12 protein-coding genes and 3 pseudogenes are annotated in these 18,356 nt (G+C 68.6%); 8 read left to right on the plus strand and 7 right to left on the minus strand.

All coding sequences use genetic code 11. The features are described from left to right. Positions 1-12 precede the first annotated feature (12 nt). Positions 13-759: an SDR family oxidoreductase gene (locus AVL59_RS20995; protein WP_067306707.1), complete on the minus strand. Its 747-nt coding sequence runs from the start codon at positions 757-759 to the stop codon at positions 13-15. Between the two features lie 99 nt (positions 760-858). Between AVL59_RS20995 and AVL59_RS21000 the strand changes: the two genes are divergently transcribed. Then, the gene (locus tag AVL59_RS21000; protein WP_067306710.1) at positions 859-1,761 is read left to right on the plus strand and encodes a LysR family transcriptional regulator; all 903 of its coding nucleotides are present in this window, start codon (positions 859-861) and stop codon (positions 1,759-1,761) included. A gap of 48 nt (positions 1,762-1,809) precedes the next feature. Next, a pseudogene (locus AVL59_RS54510) lies at positions 1,810-2,525 on the plus strand (IS5 family transposase); the annotation flags it as partial. Positions 2,526-3,223: 698 nt separating this feature from the next. On the opposite strand, the gene AVL59_RS21010 reads toward AVL59_RS54510, so the two are convergent. Together AVL59_RS21010 and AVL59_RS21015 are read right to left on the minus strand one after the other, a co-directional pair. After that, the gene (locus AVL59_RS21010; RefSeq protein WP_067306715.1) at positions 3,224-6,223 is read right to left on the minus strand and encodes a M48 family metalloprotease; all 3,000 of its coding nucleotides are present in this window, start codon (positions 6,221-6,223) and stop codon (positions 3,224-3,226) included. Then, complete coding sequence (locus tag AVL59_RS21015) at positions 6,220-6,642, minus strand: hypothetical protein (protein ID WP_079146844.1); 423 nt, start codon at positions 6,640-6,642, stop codon at positions 6,220-6,222. The genes AVL59_RS21010 and AVL59_RS21015 overlap by 4 nt, the downstream gene beginning before the upstream one ends. Before the next feature lie 1,478 nt (positions 6,643-8,120). On the opposite strand from AVL59_RS21015, the gene AVL59_RS21025 reads away from it, so the two are divergent. After that, positions 8,121-8,504 carry a hypothetical protein gene (locus tag AVL59_RS21025; RefSeq protein WP_067306724.1) on the plus strand — a complete coding sequence of 128 codons (384 nt, stop codon included), beginning with the start codon at positions 8,121-8,123 and terminating at the stop codon, positions 8,502-8,504. A 90-nt stretch (positions 8,505-8,594) separates the two neighbouring features. On the opposite strand, the gene AVL59_RS21030 is transcribed toward AVL59_RS21025, so the two are convergent. From AVL59_RS21030 to AVL59_RS21040, 3 genes are all read right to left on the minus strand, one after another. After that, on the minus strand, positions 8,595-8,999 hold the full coding sequence (locus AVL59_RS21030) for a hypothetical protein (RefSeq protein WP_067306726.1): 405 nt from the start codon (positions 8,997-8,999) through the stop codon (positions 8,595-8,597). A gap of 69 nt (positions 9,000-9,068) precedes the next feature. Beyond that, complete coding sequence (locus AVL59_RS21035; protein WP_308281987.1) at positions 9,069-9,743, minus strand: DUF6745 domain-containing protein; 675 nt, start codon at positions 9,741-9,743, stop codon at positions 9,069-9,071. A gap of 27 nt (positions 9,744-9,770) precedes the next feature. Further along, positions 9,771-10,208 (minus strand): hypothetical protein, encoded by a 438-nt coding sequence (locus tag AVL59_RS21040; RefSeq protein ID WP_159399976.1) that lies wholly within the window; start codon positions 10,206-10,208, stop codon positions 9,771-9,773. Between the two features lie 695 nt (positions 10,209-10,903). On the opposite strand from AVL59_RS21040, the gene AVL59_RS53010 reads away from it, so the two are divergent. Then, complete coding sequence (locus AVL59_RS53010; RefSeq protein ID WP_162494760.1) at positions 10,904-11,131, plus strand: hypothetical protein; 228 nt, start codon at positions 10,904-10,906, stop codon at positions 11,129-11,131. On the opposite strand, the pseudogene AVL59_RS51430 reads toward AVL59_RS53010, so the two are convergent. Beyond that, positions 11,102-11,185: pseudogene (locus AVL59_RS51430) on the minus strand (IS21-like element helper ATPase IstB); the annotation flags it as partial. The gene AVL59_RS53010 and the pseudogene AVL59_RS51430 sit on opposite strands and share 30 nt — an antisense overlap. Before the next feature lie 406 nt (positions 11,186-11,591). Here AVL59_RS51430 and AVL59_RS21050 point away from each other — a divergent pair. From AVL59_RS21050 to AVL59_RS21070, 4 genes and pseudogenes are all read left to right on the plus strand, one after another. Then, positions 11,592-13,817: a S8 family peptidase gene (locus tag AVL59_RS21050; protein WP_079146845.1), complete on the plus strand. Its 2,226-nt coding sequence runs from the start codon at positions 11,592-11,594 to the stop codon at positions 13,815-13,817. 27 nt (positions 13,818-13,844) lie between these two features. Beyond that, positions 13,845-14,633, plus strand: a complete 789-nt coding sequence (locus tag AVL59_RS21055; RefSeq protein WP_067306736.1) for an FHA domain-containing protein — start codon at positions 13,845-13,847, stop codon at positions 14,631-14,633. Continuing rightward, positions 14,594-15,766, plus strand: a pseudogene (locus AVL59_RS21060) (IS701 family transposase); the annotation flags it as partial. The gene AVL59_RS21055 and the pseudogene AVL59_RS21060, both read left to right, overlap by 40 nt. A 792-nt stretch (positions 15,767-16,558) precedes the next feature. Further along, a complete protein-coding gene (locus AVL59_RS21070) occupies positions 16,559-18,331 on the plus strand; it encodes a protein-arginine deiminase family protein (protein ID WP_067306742.1) in 1,773 nt (590 codons plus the stop codon). The last annotated feature ends 25 nt before the right edge of the window (positions 18,332-18,356 follow it).

Consider the following 18,356-nt stretch of genomic DNA (forward strand, 5'->3'; position numbering starts at 1 on the left):
GAAGGCAGGCCCCTAGAGCTGCGAAGCCCCTCCGTCGACAGGGAACTCCGTTCCCGTCGAGAAGGTCGCACCGAACGCCAAGTACGCCACCGCGGCGGCCACTTCCTCGGGCGTCCCCAGCCGCTGCATCGGGTTGGTGCTCCGGTAGGTGTCCTTCATCGCCTCGACGTCGGCGGCGGGCAGCAAGGAGCGGTCCAGGATGCCCGAGTCGATCGGGCCGGGGCTCACGGCATTGACGCGCACCTTGCGCGGAAGCAGCTCGCGGGCCAGGGTGCGCGTCATCGACCGCAGGGCTGCCTTGCTCGCCGAGTAGACACTGAGCGCGTCGAGGCCCAGGACGTTCACCACCGACGTGGTGAGGACCACGCCGCTTCCCTCGCGCAAAAGCGGCGCCAACGCCTGCACTGTGAAGTACGGGCCCTTGGCGTTGATGCCGAACAGCTCGTCGTACATCTCCTCCGTCGTCGAGTCGAACGGCGCGGACGCAGTGACGCCGGCGTTGACGAACAGCGCGTCCACCGCGCCGAACCGCTCCTGGACCATGCCGGCCAGCGCCTTGATGTCCTTCAGGGACGCGGCGTCGCTACGGACGGCGATCGCCTTGTTCCCCAACTGCTCCAGCGCGGCGTCCAGGGTGGATCGGGTGCGGCCGGTGATCAGTACGTGCGCCCCGCCGTCCGCGAACAACCGGGCCGTAGTCAGGCCAATACCGCTGCTTCCGCCCGTGATCACGATCTTCTTGCCGTCATAAGTGGTCATGTCCTCCAGCCAAATATCCACCCGCACTCCCTGTCCAAGACCTGATCCGTATGCCGTCATGTCCCAGGCGTATGGCGGCGCGCGACGTACGCTGGGCGGATGGACTTTGATCTGCGGCTCGTGCGCTATTTCACGGTCGTGGCGGAGTACGGCAACTTCGGCCGGGCCGCCACCAGGCTGCACCTGGCGCAGCCGTCGCTGAGCCGTCAGATCCAGCGACTGGAGGCTCAGCTCGGTGCCCGGCTGTTCGACCGCTCACCACAGGGCACCAGCCTCACCGACGCCGGTCAGGCATTCCTTCCCAGGGCCCGGATACTGCTCCAAGAGGCCGAACAAGCCGCTCGCACGGCCAGAGCAGCCGCCCAGCCCCGCACCGTCACCATCGGCTGCGGCGAAGGACTGGTCATCACCGCCTGTGTGCAGGAACTGCGCCGCCGGCACCCTGACGGCCAGGTCCGCACCCGGCACCTCGACTGGCGGGACACGCGCGCTCTCTCCGAGGGGCGGGTCGACGCCCTCGTCGTGTACAGGCCCCTGCCCTTCCCCACGGACGGCTTCCGGGTGACCAAGCTCCATGAGGAACCGCGAGTGCTCGTCACGTCGGTGAGTCATCCTCTGGCGAACGAGGAAGCAGTCAGCCTGCGGGCTCTGTCGGACGAGGAACTGGTGGCCTGCGTCAGCACTCCGGTTGTCTGGAGCACCCCCAAGCCGGTCGGCGACCGCCCGCCACCACCCCCGCCCGCGATCGACGACAGCTACGAGGACAAGCTGGAGCTCATCGCCACCGGCCACTGTGTCGCGATCTTCCCTGCCGGCGATCGACGCGCCGCTGTGCGCGAGGACATCGCCCTGGTGCCCGTCATCGACACCGATCCCTGCGAGGTCGTACTCGTCACGCGCGCCGGCGACCCGAACCCGCTGCTCGGACCACTGGAAGACGTCGCACGTACATTGCTCGGCACAGCCTCCCGGCGGGAGAACAGCGCGCTGCCGGTCAGCTGACCCCCAGGCGGTGTCTTCAAACGATCTTGCCTGGTGGATCATGGTCCGGTGATACGTCGACATGAACTGTCGGATGCGGAGTGGGAGTTCCTTCTGCCACTTCTGCCCGTGTCGTTGCGGGGCAGGAGGCGGTTGGACGACCGCACGGTGCTCAACGGGATCGTGTGGAAGTTCCGTACCGGGACGGCTTGGCGGGATGTTCCCGAGCGATATGGCCCATGGGCCACGCTGCACACCCGTTTCCGTCGCTGGGCTCTGGACGGGACGTTCGAGCGGATGCTCCGGTCCGCCCAGGCCGGGGCGGACGCGGCCGGCGATATCGACTGGCTCGTATCGGTCGACTCCACCGTGGTCCGGGCCCACCAGCACGCCGCCGGGGCCCGAAAAAAAAGGGGGGCCGCGGCCCCGGACTCGGACGGTCGCGGGGCGGCCTGACCAGCAAGATCCACCTCGCCTGCGACGCCTTGGGCCGCCCGCTCGCCTTCACCATCACGGGCGGCAACACAACCGACTGCACCCAGTTCACCACCGTGATGGAGTCCATATGGGTGCCCCGGACCGGTCCCGGACGACCACGCATGAGGCCCGATCACGTCCTGGGCGACAAGGGCTACAGTTCCAGGGCCATCCGGACCTGGCTCAGACGACGCGGCATCGCCCACACCATCCCCGAACGAGCCGACCAGCTCCGCAACCGCCTCCGGCGCGGCAGCCGCGGCGGACGCCCGCCGACCTTCGACAAACAGCGCAACACCGTCCGCCGCCTTGCTCACGCACCAGCCCGGACGAGTTGCCGGTCGGCCGGCCGCACGAGCATTCTCGACCCGCACAAGCCCCACCTCCACCAGCGGTGGAACGAGGGCTGCACGAACCGCCGCCCGCCTCTTCACCGAACTGCGCGGCCGCGGCTACACCCGGGCGTCACCACCGTCCGCCAGTACACCCGACGGCTCCGCGAAGCCGCCCCCACGACGGCGCGCCCCGCAGACAGCCCTCGGCGCGGGACGTCACCAGCTGGACACCCGCCGCCCCGACAGCCCCAACGCCGACCAGACCCAGCAGCTCAAGGACATCCTCGCCCGCTGCCCCGAACTCGACCGGACGGTCACGCACGTGCGGGGCCTTCGCGGACCTGATGAACAACCGCACGGCCGGTGACCTCGTTGTGTGCAGTCGGGCGGACCTGCGGCTGCGGGCCGGAGCCCAGGTGCCGCTCCTGGTGGACCTGGCGCACCTGTAGTTGTATCTGCTGGCCCGCGGACGTCTGTACTCCAACAAGGGAGCGAAGACGCGCCGGGTCAACCGGGACGGCGGCTTCGGCTCCTGGGACGATGGCAGGTGCGCGCGCCAAGAGGGCGACACAGCTGAATCGGCCCGGCGTCAGGACAGGTCTTCGGTGGCGAAGGGCAACCGCTGACGGCCGATGCCCCAGCCCTGGAGGGTTGCGGCGCTCAGCCTGGCCTCAGCGGAGGAGGAGCTGGGGTGGTTCGGTCGGCTGACCTTTGAAGACGGGGTCGGAGCGGTCGCTGATGACGGCCGCGACCCGGTTCGAGGCGTCCAGCGCGTTCTTGCGCGCGGTCAGGAGCTCGAGCATGGACTTCTCGAAGGCTTTGACGTCCTTCTTGTCGACGGCCTGCATGCAGTCCCGGCTCCCGCTCCACGCGGTGACGCCGTACTGGTGCCAAGACTTCTCCGCGGTGAGGTCGGGGACTTGGAAGTAGGCGCCGGGTTCCCAACTGGCGACGTTCCTGATGTCCTGACACACCGGCCGCATCCGGGTCATCGAAGTGGCGGTGATGTAGAGCCGGTTGTTCCGCATCGTGGAGCGCAGCTGCGTCACCATGGAGTTGGCGTCATTGATTGCGTGCTTGAGGAGGTACCGGCCCCCGAGCCGGTACCAGGCGTGGACCTGCTGCCGGCGCAGGTACGGGGAAGCCGGTAGGTCCTGCAGGCCGCTGGTCTGCCGGAAGTTGGCCTCCACACTGGGGGTGATCCCCCGCGACATCGGGGTGACGAACGCCTTGGCATCTCCGGCGATCAGTACACTCGCGGTAGCGAGGGCCACGGCGGATATGCCGACCGCTGACACGGCGCTGCCCGCGAGCCGGCTTCTGCTCTCCGTGGACGGCGGGCCCGCGGTGGGCCGAGGCGCTGACATGGCGCCGTTCGCGCGGATCGCTCGCCAGGCCGGGCGGAGCAACGCTGCCACGACGGTCACCGCCGCGGCGGTTACCGGGGCCATCAGCAGTGTGCTGTGCGCGACCAGACTGAACGTGTTGCCGGGCTGCAACTGCTGCCAGGCGGGCCGCCACGCGCAGCCGGTGTTGAGAACGTCCAGCGGCTGGATGCAGCCGTCGATGGAGATCAGCGCGGTTGCGCCGGCCAGGCCCAGCAGGGAGCTCATACCTGCGGCGACCAGGGCCGCCGGCAGCCGGAATTGGGCTGACGCGGCCGCAAGCGCGGCGGCGACGGCGGTGCCGGCGACGATCGCCCACAGCGACCAGATCGCGTAGCTGAAGGCGTACATGCCGCCGCGCTGTCCCGGCCCGGCGTGGAAGGTGTGCAGCCACGCCTGGACGCCGACGACACCGAGGACCGCGATCGCACCGCCGACCAGTGCGGACACGATCGCCTGACGGGCTACGCGCACCTGCCATCGCCCGGCCGCGGAGGTATCCGCTGCCGGGTGGCCAGGTGCGGTGGTGCCGAGCGGGCGGAGCCACCCCGGTCCCGGGCCGGCAGTGCCCGCAGCCCATAAGGCAAGAGGCGTGATCCATGCCGCGACACCGGCGGCGGGCATCAGCGGCCTGAATGCCGCATACCGCAGCGCAGGGATCGTCTCGGCCATGACGGCGACCGCATCGGGGTGGACGGTGCCCGGACCGGGGAACCAGTGAGCGATGCCCTGGCGCATGCCTGCCTGGTCGGACCAGAATCCGGTGGCGTACTGCGCCGCGTTGTTATCCCACCAGCCGAACCACGCGGACAGGAGCAGCCAACCGGCGGTCAGGCACGCGGCCAGCGGCCAGCGCAGCGACCGGCCCGGCCACGATGCGGTGGCCAGGCGCGCACATTGACAGGTCCAGCATGTGAACGCGACCGCCGCCGCCGCGACGAGGGCCAGCACCCACATCCGGCGGGGCAGCCAAAGACCCCCGGTGGTCTGGCCGCTGAGCAGTGATCCGGCGATCAAGCCCAGGCCCAGCCAAATCCCGGCGCGCACACCCGTGGGCGCCGGCCGGCCGAGCGTCGCGGCACGGGCCGTGGCCCGCCACAGCACCGTCGTGGTGACCGCAGTCGTCACGGCGGCGGGAACGGCGGCAAGGCCCTCTGAGAGCCAGAGGCTCAGCACAGCCGGGTGAGCCGAGGTGTAGTTCGACAAGTCGAAGCCCAACAGCATGGCGACGGCGCCGGTCAGGAACATCAGCAACGCGCTTACCGCGAACAACGGCGCGGGATCGTCGAGCGCGTCACGGCGGATGTCCCACCTCGGGTGGGCACGTAACCGGTCCAGCAGGACGGTCGTTGACCGGTGCCTGTGGGACCGCTCGGCCGTCGCGGGCATCGCGGCCCAGATGTGCTGCAGCGGCGCGCCCCACCGATAGGCCGTCAGGTCGGCATACAGCTCCCTGCTGCGCAGCACGTCCGCACGGGCGAAGTACATGATGGCGGTGGTGACCACTGGCAGCGCCAGACCCCGCACGGTCAGGGCTGTCAAACCGTGGCCATGCGCGATGGCGATGGACGTCTCCTTGCCCAGCCACAGCAGGTAGGGGGTGATGACCACCACGATGAAGGTCCGCCACAAGGCGACGGTGCCGTAGGTGACCGTCAGATCCCGGTTGGCGATGTGCGCGAGCTCATGGAGGACGACGGCGTCGAACGTCTTCGGGTCGGTGGTGCGGGAGGCTGCCAGTCCGCCGTCCAGAACCAGCCTGGGGCTGCTGTTGGTACCGAACACCGAGGCGCTCTTGGTCGCTGCGCCGGGCACCACGAACAGCCTCGGCACCTGCGGGACACGGCCCTCGGCCAAATCCTTGACGCGTGCGGCTACCTCGGCGCCGCCCGGGATGCGGTCCAAACGGATACAGCGACCGGGGCGCTGCTTCCACAGTGGCAGCAGTGCCGTGGTCACCGCGGCGACGGCTACGACAACGACAGGACCGGCCAGGATCTGCCACCACGGTGGGAACGGCGCGTACCAGTCCACGCAGGGCAGGAACGCCAACACCTGTCCGGTTGTACGCAGCACCGACGGAAGCTCGGCGCCGTGAGAGGGATCGGCGCCCGCCGCCAGCTCACATCCCGTGTAGTCGCCGGGATGCAAGGCCGACAACACCGACAGCAGCATGGAGCCGCTGGCAGTGATGAGCAGCAACGTAAGCAGAGCGAAGCGGGCGTTCGTCCCGGCGCCCAGCACCCGTTCGTCCAGCCTGGCCCGAATGGATGCGGCGGTGGTCACCGGGCTTCCCCCGCGTCACTTTCATCACGCACCTCGCCGGGCTCGGCCAGAGCCAAACCGGCAACGACACCGTCAGCGATCCGCTTGGCCCGCTGCTGCGACAGCCCAGCCTCGACCGCCGCGTCGAGGACCATCTCCTTCACCAACGCCTGCTGCGCGCGCGTGAGAACGGGGATCACCTCCGGCTTCGATCTCCGGCGCAGGATGCGCTGCCACAGTGACGCCGAGCCGTGCGCCGCACTGTCCACGACCGCGTCCGCCACCCTCTTGCGGGCGCCGTCCAGCGCCAGCCACAGCACCGGGGTCACCAGCGGAGCGACCTCGGAAAATCCGAAGCCGAGCGGGTCGCGACGTTGCCTGCGCCGTCGCAGCCGGGCCAGCACCTCGGCGTCGCTGTAGCGCAGCAGCCCCTCGACCACGACCGCTTCCTCCGGCGCACAGTCCCTCACAACCGCCCGTACGACATCACGGACGAGTACCCCAGCGCCGAGTTCGGATGGTGCACTCAACTCCCCACCCCCCAGTGGAAGTTCGCCGCCTCACCGGGCGGCAGCTCGGGCGGCGATGCTACAACCGTCGGCCGTCATACGGAGCCGCGATCACAATGTCCACGCATCGCCATGCGCGGTGAGGGGGTGCCGGCCGCCGGCTGCCACCCCCTCGCCTGCACTCGCAAACGGCAGAGTCGACTATGCCCGCCGGTCGGGCCGCTACGCTTGCCGGGCGAGAATCAGTTCGGAACTCGTTGAGCGTGCCGGACACCTTGCGGTCCCATGGCAGGTCTGCACGCTGCCGAACGCCGACCGCTCCAAGACCTCCGGTGGCTCGCCTTCGGATGACTGTTCGTGCTGGAGCCGGCCCGTCGTTCGCGACCGAGGTGTTTCGCGCGGACATCGGTGAGGACCTCGCACGACCCGGTGGCTTGAAAGAACCAAGGCCTCCACCGTCGGCGAGCGCCACAGCGCCTGGCGCTCGCTGGGGTAGTAGTGCATGCCGGACCAGACTCAAGATCGCCAGGGGCGCCACCAGAGGCGAGGACGACGGCACCGTTCCTGCTCGACGGGTTGGTCGAGGTCCATCCAGTTTCTCTGAACTAACGGTTGCTGAGCCGACCTTGGGGGTAGGGTCCGAGCAGTCTCTGGATGTCGGCTCTGGCCGGAGATTCCATGCGCTCACGCGCTTGGGGTGCCCAGTTCGCGTCGCCATCCAGCACAGTTCCCTTCGCGGGAAGAACCCTGGAGGTTGACGCATGCCCGTGTGGCTGCCGCGCCCGTTTCTCGTCGCGTTGTCTCTCTTGCCTCTCCTGGCAGTCGTGCTGTTGTCCACTCCTGCATGGTTGACCTGGCCCTTTCTTCCGTCTCGGCGCCAAGAGGTCGTGTTGGAAGTTCTCGACCGACTTGTCCTATGGACTCGGGCAGCGGTGCCCGGTGCGGGGCGTGGCCGATCCCGGGCGAACTGACGCCCCGCCCGCAGGGTGAGTGGTTCGGGAGGAGCCTGGCGACGCTGTCGGCGGTCCGGGTGGTCAAGGCCGGTTCCCAGATTGGGAACTGGCTGGTGGCGAAGACTTCGAGTGTGGTGAGGAAGACCGCGAAGGCCGCCGGCCAGCCCCGTCCGAAGCGTCCGCCGATCCGCCTCGGGGCGATCACATCGGTCGGATCGTGAGCCGTCTGAGGGAGCTCCACCGGCTGGGCGGGGACCCGGCGTACGAACGGTTCCCGGCCTCGGAGGAGCTGTTCCTCCTGCTGGAGCATGCGCAGACGTGGGCGGGCAAGCTGAAACAGGCGAAGGACAGCCTGATCGACGTGGTTGGCGAGGCGGCGGTGCTGCGGGCGACGTTGTCGCAGTACCTGCGGGAGCAGGCCAACGCCGGGCAACTGAAGGCGGACTCTCGGGGGCGGTGCTGGAGGAGCGGGAAGGGGAGATCGCCGCGCAGGCCGAGGCGACGAGGGAGCAGATCGCGCAGCTGACCGCGCGGCTGGACGAGCTCGGCCGGGCCGCCGAGGAGGTCCGGATCACCCGCAAGACGCTGCTGGAGCTGCCCGCTCCTCCGCCGCCCGTTCCGCCGGCCCCGAAGCTGCCGGACCATCTGGCCTACCAGCAGATCATGGCGGTGTTCGCCGCGGCCGACGCGCCGCTGCGGGCGCGGCAGGTGTGCGACGCGATGAACCTGGAGATCGCGCCCAACAACATCAACAACACCCGCCTGAAACTCAAGCGGCTGACCGAGCGCGGAATCCCGGTCGAGACCGTGCAGGGCTTGTTCACCCAGCCACGGCCGTAGCCGCCCGGCGACGCCCCAGCCAGCGCGCTTACCCCTCCCGAAAGGGCGAAACAGATATCAAATCACGTACCGCCCTCTGAAAGACCTCAATCAGTCCTGCACTATTCGCGCGATGTCGGCCATTTCACGCTGCCGACCCACCCGGTATGTCCCTGGAACAATGGCCAGGCCGCCGTGCTCAGGATGCAGCAGTATCGCAGTCGAACCTTCCGGGACGGTGAGGGTTCCCGGCATCAGGCCGGTGTCGGACGGTGCGGCCTGGTCCCACATGATCGGACCGTCGCCGTGCAGGGAGTGCGTGTTGCCACCGTTCTCGCCTCGCACGACTGCGACTCCGGCTTCCGGAACGATGGTGGTGGCGCCCGCAGTGGTGACGCGGAGGACGGACATATCGCCCTGGCAGGCGGCGCGGGTGACGATGGGGAGTGCGGCGTCGTGGTCAAGGTGGTCGAGGACCTCGACGTCGAAGCGTGTGGTGGCGTCTCGCAGGATCATGTCGGTGTTCCGTTTCTCGTGTCGGGTTGTCGCAACTGCCGGGGCGGAGTCGTGAGTTGTCGCTCAGCGCTACCGTCGGACCTCCAGGTCGCGGTACTCAGCCACGGGCCAGCCGAACGTCCAGGCGGCCGCATGGATCGGATCGTCGATGCTGGCGGGCACGGTCAGGCCGAACTTGCGTCGCGTCCCATCGCGTTCGACGCTGCCATTGGTGCACAGCAGCACCCGCACCGGTTCGTCGTAGAGGGCTTCAGGGGCGTCGTACAGGGCGAGGGTGTGTCCCGGGTTCCCGGGATCGGGGACGGATTCGCCGATCTGGGTGAGGCCGGCGTCCGCGATGAACTGGTCCCAGCCGACGCGTTCGATGGCGCAGCGGCGGACTTCGGCGTTGGGTTCGGTGAGGATCCGCTGGGTGTCCCAGCCGCATTCGACCAGGTCGGCGGGAACGCGGGTTCCGTGCCAGGCGTGGATGGAGAAGCCGTCGGGGTAGGCGAGTGCCGGTCCGGTTTCGTGGTGGAGGCGGCCATCGCGGTCGCGGTGGAGGATGGTGGGGCGTTCCGTGAGGACGGCGGTGTGCGGCATGGCCCACCACCAGCCTGCGTTGCGGGCCACGTCCATAAGGCCGGTGACAGGTTCGATTCCGGTTGCGCCCATGCTTGCGAACGCGTCGTGGTAGGCAAACGGAGCGGCGTCATAGTGTCCGAGGAATGCCCTGCCGACCTGAGGCTGGACGCTGGTGACCAGGGGCCAGAAGTAGGACCAGACCTGCTCCTAGACGTGGGACCTGATCTGGTCCTCTACCTGAAACCTGACCTGAGAGCCGACGCGGAAGTTGACCTGGCTTTCGACCTGGGCCTGGACGTGGGACCTGACCTGGTCCTCGAACTGGTCCCGGATCTGGGACCTGGCCTGGTCCAGGACCTGTTCCCCGACTTGGGACCTGACCTGGCCCAGGACGTGCCTCTCGGCCTCGTACCAGTCCGAGGACCGGCTGACCTGGGCCATGGCCTGGAACCTGCCCTGGAACCTGACGTGGGCCTTGAGCTGCTCCTTGACCTGGGCCTCGATCTGGTCGCGGATCTGGTCCCGGACAAGATCGAGGCGGGCCCAGGCCAGCGCCCGGGCATGCGCCCATACCCGCGCCCAGTCCTGGTCCTGGTCCTGCGCTTCGAGCAGTACCTGGATCTGGGTCTCGATCTGGGCCAGCATCCACGATCCGATGCACCCGGCCAGCGGGCTATCGAGCCACACGAAGATCTTTGGGGCTCCAGCCCGGCCGCCTCGTATGCCAGCCGCACGGCGGCCTCGGCCGCTGGACGGTCGGCCGGTCGGGTGGACAAGCCGTGTTGGATCCAATCGTCGCGGATGGGGTGAAGGATGGATTCTTGTTCGGGGGTGAGTTCGGTGATGCGAGGTACGTGAGCGGGGCGGCCGAGAGGGTTCCCGAAGCGCCTGCTGATTCTCATGCGGGCGAAGGCGGTGACGACCACGATGACGGACAGCAGTCCACCGCCCCACGCCACCCACGCAACGGGGTGATTCAGCGGCTCCGGCATCTCATCCCTTCCCGGCGGCAGGGCAGCTACGTGTGGCCGGGGCTCCCATGGCAGCAGCCATTCGCCCGCGTTCACCGAACCTGTCCGCTTGGGCCGTTAGAAATGCCCACTCGGCGGCCTGAGTTCGGTGATCTCCAGCTCCGCACCACTCGCTAGGCGTCGAACAGCCCATCCATGTCCGTCGTCAGACCGACTTCGCCCTCATCCTGTGGTCGCACCCGTCTTCGCCAGTTGGTTGCGGCGACACTTGAAGGACGACGTCCTCGGTCCTGGCGGATCAAGAGGCAGATCGGGGTCTCCACGGGAACCCGCCAGTTCGCATTTGTCGTGTGGGGGATCCCGGCGCTGATGGCCGCGATCGAACGCCTCCGCCAGCACTGGAGCCCCGACCAGGTGGTGTGGCTTGCCGAAACCGCGACGGCGGAATACGCCGAGCTGGGCGAAGGACTCGTCCCACGCCCCGGTCAGGCACTCAGATCGGACATGAGCCCCATCGAGTTCGTGGGGGCGATGGGGCTCATGGAACTTCAGGAGCTCGCCCGCGGGGGTCGCGATGATCGTGCCGTTGAAGGTTAGGCGGTCAACGATGGCCGCGCAGAGCCGGGGACCTGTGAAGGTCTTCGTCCACCCATCTGGGGCTGGCACTTGAACCGGTGGTCCGAGCAGGACTGGCACCGTGCCGCCCCTGCGTGCGCACGCCGCCCTGGGGCAGGAGTGGGCCCACGGGCCGCGCAGGGACCGTGCGGTACTGATCGGCGTTCTGCGGCAGGGGCTGCGCCTGGCCCGCGACTTAAACCTCGTCGAGCTGGGCTGGCTCACCGAAGCCGCCTTCTCCTACGTCGGGGACTCCGTGTGGGGGCCGCTTCTTCCAACAGCTGGGCGAGCTGACCGTCACGCACTAGAAGATCTCGCCGGGCCTGAGCCAGATCGCCGGCTGCGGCTTGCGCCCACCGTCACCCCGCACGGAATTGCGCAGCAGAGTCTCCTCCACTCGTAAAGCGGGAGTTAAGTAGGTATCCGTGGTTCGACATCACGGATGGGTAACACCCCAGTCTCGGGCCTAAGTTCGAAGCACGGCCAAGCGTGCTGTGTCCCCGAGGTCGTACGGTGCCAGAACAAGCTTCCGCACCGTACGGCCGCGGCACGCAGGGCGCGGCTCGCGTGTTCATCGTCTCTGGCGACGCGGGGCATGAACACGCCCACTCGGTGGGGTCACGGTCATCCCTGTCCGCCGGCAACGGCGGAGGCCCAACCGAACCGAGGCGGCAGGAGTCGTCCCAGGCTCGACAGCACCGTCAGTCAACCCGGCTTCGGCATGCCCGGAGCCGATCCGCTCGAAAGGCAGACAGTGAATCCGCATCGCAAATCCCGGCGGGGTCGAATACTCGTCGCCACGGCGCTCGGCACCACGCTCCTTGTCGGCGCCGTGACCACCGCCATGGCCGGGCAGGGCTCCTCCGGGTCCGGCAATTCCGCCTCCCCCGTGTTGCCGAAGTCAGCGCCGACGGCCTCAGAGCCGGTGTCCGACCTGGTCATCGGTTACAAGTCGAAGGCGCAGGAGGCGCATTCTGAGACGGCGGTACGCGCGGGAATCAGCGCAGCGGCCGCGAAGACCGGCCTGAAGCTGTCGTACGAGCGCCGTCTGAGCGTCGGTGCGGCTCTGGTGAGCCTGGGCGGAGCACAACCCGCCAAGGACGTCACCAAGCTCATGGACCATTTCCGCGCCGATCCGGACGTGGCCTACGCCGTTCCGAACGGCCACATGCAGGCGCAGTCCGTCACGTCGCCCAATGACCCGCGCTTTGCCGAACAGTGGGACCTGACCGAACCCACGGCAGGCATGAACGTGCAGGATGCCTGGGGCACCACCACGGGCAAGGGTGTGACGGTCGCAGTGCTGGACGACGGCATCGCCAAGCATTCCGACTTGGATGCCAACGTCATCCAAGGGGCCGACCTCGTCTCTAACACGTTCACGGCGAACGACGGCGACGGCCGCGACGACGACCCCTCCGACCCGGGTGACGGGGTCAAGAAGGGTGAGTGCGGCAAGGACCTCGGCGGGAAACCGTTGCGGCCCGAGGACGAGCCCTCCAGCTGGCACGGTACCCACATGGCGGGCATCATCGCCGCCCCGTCCGACAACGGCAACGGGATCGCGGGCGTCGCACCCGGGGCCAAGCTGGAGCCTGTACGGGTGCTCGGGCGTTGCGGCGGGAACGACGCCGACATCAGCGACGGAATCATGTGGGCCGCGGGCGAACACGTCGACGGCGTCTCCGACAACCAGACTCCCGCCAACGTCATCAACATGAGTCTGGGGAGTAAAGGCGATTGCAGCCCAATCGTGCAGTCCGCCATCGACAAGGCCGTCCAGCTCGGTAGCACGGTCGTCGTTGCCGCTGGTAACCGCGGCAAGGAGCCCGCGCCGGTGGACGCCAGCCAGTTCACCCCGGCCAACTGCAAGAACATCATCACCGTGGCCGCCGCCGATCGCGAGGGCAACAGGGCCGAGTACTCCAACTTCGGCCAGGTGGACATCACGGCTCCCGGAGGTGACATCAGGAAGAACGACGGGGACGGCATCCTCTCCACGTTCAACTCCGGCACCGGCGCCCCCGCTGCCGAGAACTTCGCGTTCGAAGTGGGCACCAGCCAGGCCACCGCGCACGTCTCCGGGCTCGTCGCCCTGATGCTCTCGGCGAACCCCGAGCTGACGCCCGCAGAGATCAAGACGGCCATCCAGGCCAACGCGCGACCGATTCCCGGCAAGTGCGACGGTGGTTGCGGCGCAGGGCTTGCCGACGCCGCCAAGACGGTCGCGGCCGCCGCGAAGGGCGTCCCGGGGTCTGGCTCGCCCTCGGACTCCGCCTCGGGCTCCCCGTCGGACTCTCCGTCGGACTCCGCGTCGGATTCCCCGTCGGACGCGCCCGCGTCGCCTGACGCCCCGCCCACTACGTCCGCGCCGTCGGACGGGTCCGGATCCGAAGGGGCGGGGGCCGGCACGGACCTCAGCGCCTGCCTCCACGACTCCTGCCAGGTCGAGGTGACCGGCGGGGACACGATCCAGCTCGACGGCGCCGACGGAGTGGACGAGCTCGAGATCAACAGCGTCTCCGCCAACGCGGTGGACATGACGGGTGCGTCCGGCAGCGGCTCTCAGAGCGCCAAGCAGTCCGCCCCAGGCACCTCACAGCTCAACAACCTCGTGGTCGACATCATCAAGGTCGACGGCGACCGGGCGACCATCCGCCTTTCCTGATTCGGCTCGCTGCGGGAGACATCATCTGTGGAGTACGGAAATCCGCCCCTGTTCTTGGCGATCGAGGGAAGCTTCCTGAAGCTCGATCCCGTCAGGACGTACACCATGGGTCGTGATCCGCAGTCGGACGTGGTGTTCCAGGAGACCGCCATCTCCCGGAACCATGCCCAAATCTACTGGGGCGGTACGAGTTGGGTCCTGGAGGACCTGAACAGCACCAACGGCACCTACGGCCTCGGCCAGCGCATCTCGCTGGCCGAGGCCGGCCATGGTTCAGTGTTCCGCCTCGGCGACGAAGCCGAGGGCCCGCAGCTTCGCTTCACCGGTCAGCCGGGGCCGCAGGACGGCGCCAAGGCGGCCTCCCTCACCCGTATCGGCCGTTCGTCCGACAACGATCTGGTCGTCCGCGGGACCGAAGTCGCTTCATATCACGGCGAATTCCGATGCACTCCATCCATCCACGAGGTCGTCGACCTGGGCACGCCCCACGGAACCTACGTCAACGGCCGTCGCGTCGAGAGGGCTCGGTTGCAGCCCGACGACACCATCACGGTGGGCCACCGCAGCTTCCGACTGATAGGAGATCAACTCAGACCCTCTGCCGATGCACAGGAGTCATCTCTGATGGTCCGTCAACCAGGGGCTGCCCTGACTGGGGTCCGGGAAGCAGTAGGCCACCACCCCGCCACGGGCCGCGAAGAGTCCTTCCCTCGCCTGGATCCCAGTGTCACAGTGGGGACCTGCGGACGGGGAGGCATGAATGAACGCAGGGGGCCATGGGGGCGGAGGCCACGGAGGCGTGGGCCGGTGAACTGACCGCTCTGCACGAGCGGTTCGTGCACCGGTTCAACCGGACGGAGCCGCGTGAGTCGGCGCTGCCCTATATGCGCGGGCTGATCGCTCCGTTGGGGCGGAAGAACGGCTGGACGCTGGCCGAGCAGGCCGGACATGCAGGCCCGGACGGCATCCACCGGATGCTGAACCGGATCGAGTGGGAAGCCGATGAAGTACTCGATGACGTGCGCGACTACGTCGCCGAGCACCTCGGAGACCCCGAGGCCGTCCTGATCGTGGACGACACCGGCTTCCTGAAGAAGGGACTGCGGTCGGCCGGAGTCCAGCGGCAGTACTCCGGCACCGCCGGGCGGACGGAGAACTGCCAGATCGGCGTCTTCCTCGCCTACGCGACTCCGCGTGGACGGACGCTGATCGACCGACGGTTGTATCTGCCCACGTCCTGGATGGAGGACCGCGAGCGGTGCCGCCGGGCCGGCATTGGTGACGAAGTCGGCTTCGAGACGAAGGTGGCCATGGCGAAGGCGATGGTCCGCCGCGCGATCGCGGACCGGACCCCGTTCCGGTGGGTGACCACGGATGCCGCCTACGGCTTTTCCAAGGGCTGGCGTTTCGAGCTGGAGCAGGCCGATGTCTTCCACGTCATGGCCACCACCCGGCACGACACCGTCGTGACCCGCTGGGCGATCGATCACCCCGTCCACGACCTGTTCAACGGCCTGCCTCGGCAGAAGTGGAAGCGCCGATCGTGCGGCACCGGGGCTCACGGCCGGCGGATCTACGACTGGGCTCGCATCGAGGTCCGGCCCTGGCACCGGCCCGATCGCCGCCACTGGGTGATCGCCCGCCGCAGCGTCAGCCGGCCCGGGGAGGTTTCCTCCTACATCGCCTACTGCCCCGCCGAAACCACGCTTGATGGCCTGATCCGCATCGCGGGCAGCAGGTGGGCCATCGAGGAATGCTTCCAGAGCGCGAAGCAGGAGTGCGGCCTGGACGACTACCAGGTCCGACGCTACCCCGGCTGGCACCGCCACATGACCCTGGCCATGGCCGCCCACGCCTGCCTGACCGTCCTGCGAGCCCGCAAACTGGACACCGACAAAGCAGAAACGGACCCTCCCAACTCATCCACCTCAGTCTCGCCGAGGTCAGACGGCTGCTCACCCGCCTCACCGACCGCCGGCCCGTCACTGTCGACCACATCCCGCACTGGTCACACTGGCGTCGACGACGCCAACACCAAGCCCGCGTCAGCCACTACAAGCGACGCGGGCACAGTCCATGAAGCTGCCCAACAATCAGCACAAACACCGTTGCAGTACTACCAGCGGCTTTGCTGGGTAACCCGGAAGCGCCTGAGCAAGCCCCCTCCACGTAAAGCCCCCCTTGTCACGCCCACGCGCCATCGCGCTCGGCGCTGCCTGCGCTCCGTGGTGAGGGCGGCGTAAACCTGAAGTTCCGCTCCTTCTACTTCCCGAACACTGATACCTGACCCCACCGCCCCGGTGCAGGCCCGAACAAGCCCTGCACCGGGGCAACGTCGCAAGTGAACACCCCAAGGGACGCCCCCCAACCTTCGGAGGCAACAGTCAGTCTTCGCTGCGAGAGGCCAGCCGCACACGAGGAGGCCGCCCAACCGACTGATGCCGGCGCCAATACGTCACCCCGCGAACCCCATTTCGTCGGTAGCTCTGAGAGGACGACGCAGGTCCTCTTCGAAGGCGACCTTCTTGTCGCCGAGTTGGGCGGGGCTGCTGTAGTTGTAGGAGATCTGGAGGCCGATCACGGAGTCAAGGCACCGTGACTCTCTGGGCCCGTCAGCGCAGAGCGTGCTGCCGTCCACCCGTGGGCGGAGACGTCTCCACCCGGCGCTGTACCGAAAGATCCATCCACCGTTCCCCCTGGGGACCGAGGCGCAGGGTCCTGCCCGGGAGAACAGTGGAGGCATGAACAAACCTCTCAACACACGCACCCTCCTCCGTGCGACGGCCTGTGCTGCCGTGCTGGCCGCGGTGGTCCCGCCCGGCGGCGCGCAGGCCGCAGCCTCTACGGAGCCGGAGTTACAGGCGCCGCAGAGCACGGTCGTCCTGCCCAACCTCGACGACGACGCACGGCGCTGCACGCTGCGCCCGGGCGACCTGGACCGGCTTGATGCGGCCGTGGACGAGCGCCTCGCCGCCTGCAACGACGCTGCGGACGATACGGTTGACGGCCCCGAGGACGCCAAGGACCTCACGCCGCTGCGGGTACGGCCCATGACGGTGGGGGAGGGGGCGAGCGGCCGTGTCGCGGTGCCGGCCGCGCAGAGCCTCTATGCGCGCATCTTTGTGGAGCGGAACGGGCGGCTCATCTCGCTGGGAGCAGGCGGGTCGCTTACCGCCGAGGAGCTCCGGCATGGTGTACGCCTGGCCGTCGAAGGGCGCGACATCGTCCGCGATCCCCGACGGTGGGACGGACGCATCCCGGTGACCCTGTCCGTCACCGATCAGGGCGCCACCCGCATCGCGAAGCTGACCCTGCATATCGCACCGGTGCTGCTGCAGCACGATCTGCAGCGCGCGCAGTACGTCTTTGCCGCCGCGCCCGGCCCGGGCGTGGGCCAGCCCGTCGAGGTCCCGGTCTCGCACCGGCGCCCCGGCCAGTGGAAGGAGTTCGCACGGTCGCTGCGCGAGGCCGCGAAGGCCTCCGGCCTGCCGAACCGCGACCTGCGCTTCCAGCGAGGCACCTCCCAGTGGTGGCGGGACATCTGGCGCCAGGACGTCGCCGAGCCCGGATACGTCAGCAGGCCGACGCCCGACGGCCCGCACACCATACGGATCCTGCTGCGCTCTCCCAACTACTGGACGTCGGACGACGGTCGCTCGGCGAGCCTGCGCCGCGCCGGACGGCTGCTCTACCGGGATCTGCGTGGGCCGGGCGTGGGCGTGGTCCAGCAGTTCACCGCGCGCCGCGGCGCGAACGTGGACGAGCTGCTGAACTTCACCGGCAACTTCGAGTCGCTCCCGCCCTACGAGGCCTATCCGCGGGGCCGGATTGTCTACGGCAGCTCCGCACATCGCCGTCCGGACCCGTCGTTCGTCCGTATGCTGCGCGCCCAGGGGCAGCAGCCACCGGTGGTGCTGGACACTTCCTGGCTGCTCGTCGGCCACGCTGACGAGACGGTGCATGTCATACGCGCCAACAACGCGCGCGGCTGGACGCTGGCCGTGACCGATCCGCGCATGGCAATCAGCCTGCTGAAGCGGGTGCAGCACGCGGGCGAGGGCGGGCAGCGGCTCTTCGCGGATACTGCGGCCGCCCAAGAGCCGACGGTCGGCCAGTTCCTGCGCTATGAGCGGCGGTCAGGGGATAACGAGGACGCTGCCCGGCACATCGACGGACAGCTGAAGGTCCTGCTGCGGGCGACCGGGCTGAGGCCGGACGAGCTCGTGCGACTGCCCGTGCTGTACGTCAAGGACCGCTCGGGCGACGGCCAGACACGCCGCCAGATAGCGGTCTCGCCCGCTCTCGTCAACGGCTTGTCCCTGACCGCGCGCGACTTCGCCACCCCAGTGCCGCACGGGCCCCGCCTCGCAGGCCGTGATCTCTTCCGGGACGAGGCCGAGCGCCGCCTGACCGCCCAGGGTGTGAGGGTGCACTGGGTGGAGAATTTCTCGTGGGCGCACCTGAGCGGCGGCGAGGTGCACTGCGCCACCAACGCGCTGCGGGAGATCGGCTAGGTGCTGGCAGAAACAGAGGCAGAAC

This window comes from Streptomyces griseochromogenes (genome assembly GCF_001542625.1).
GTDB classification, from domain to species: Bacteria; Actinomycetota; Actinomycetes; order Streptomycetales; family Streptomycetaceae; genus Streptomyces; species Streptomyces griseochromogenes.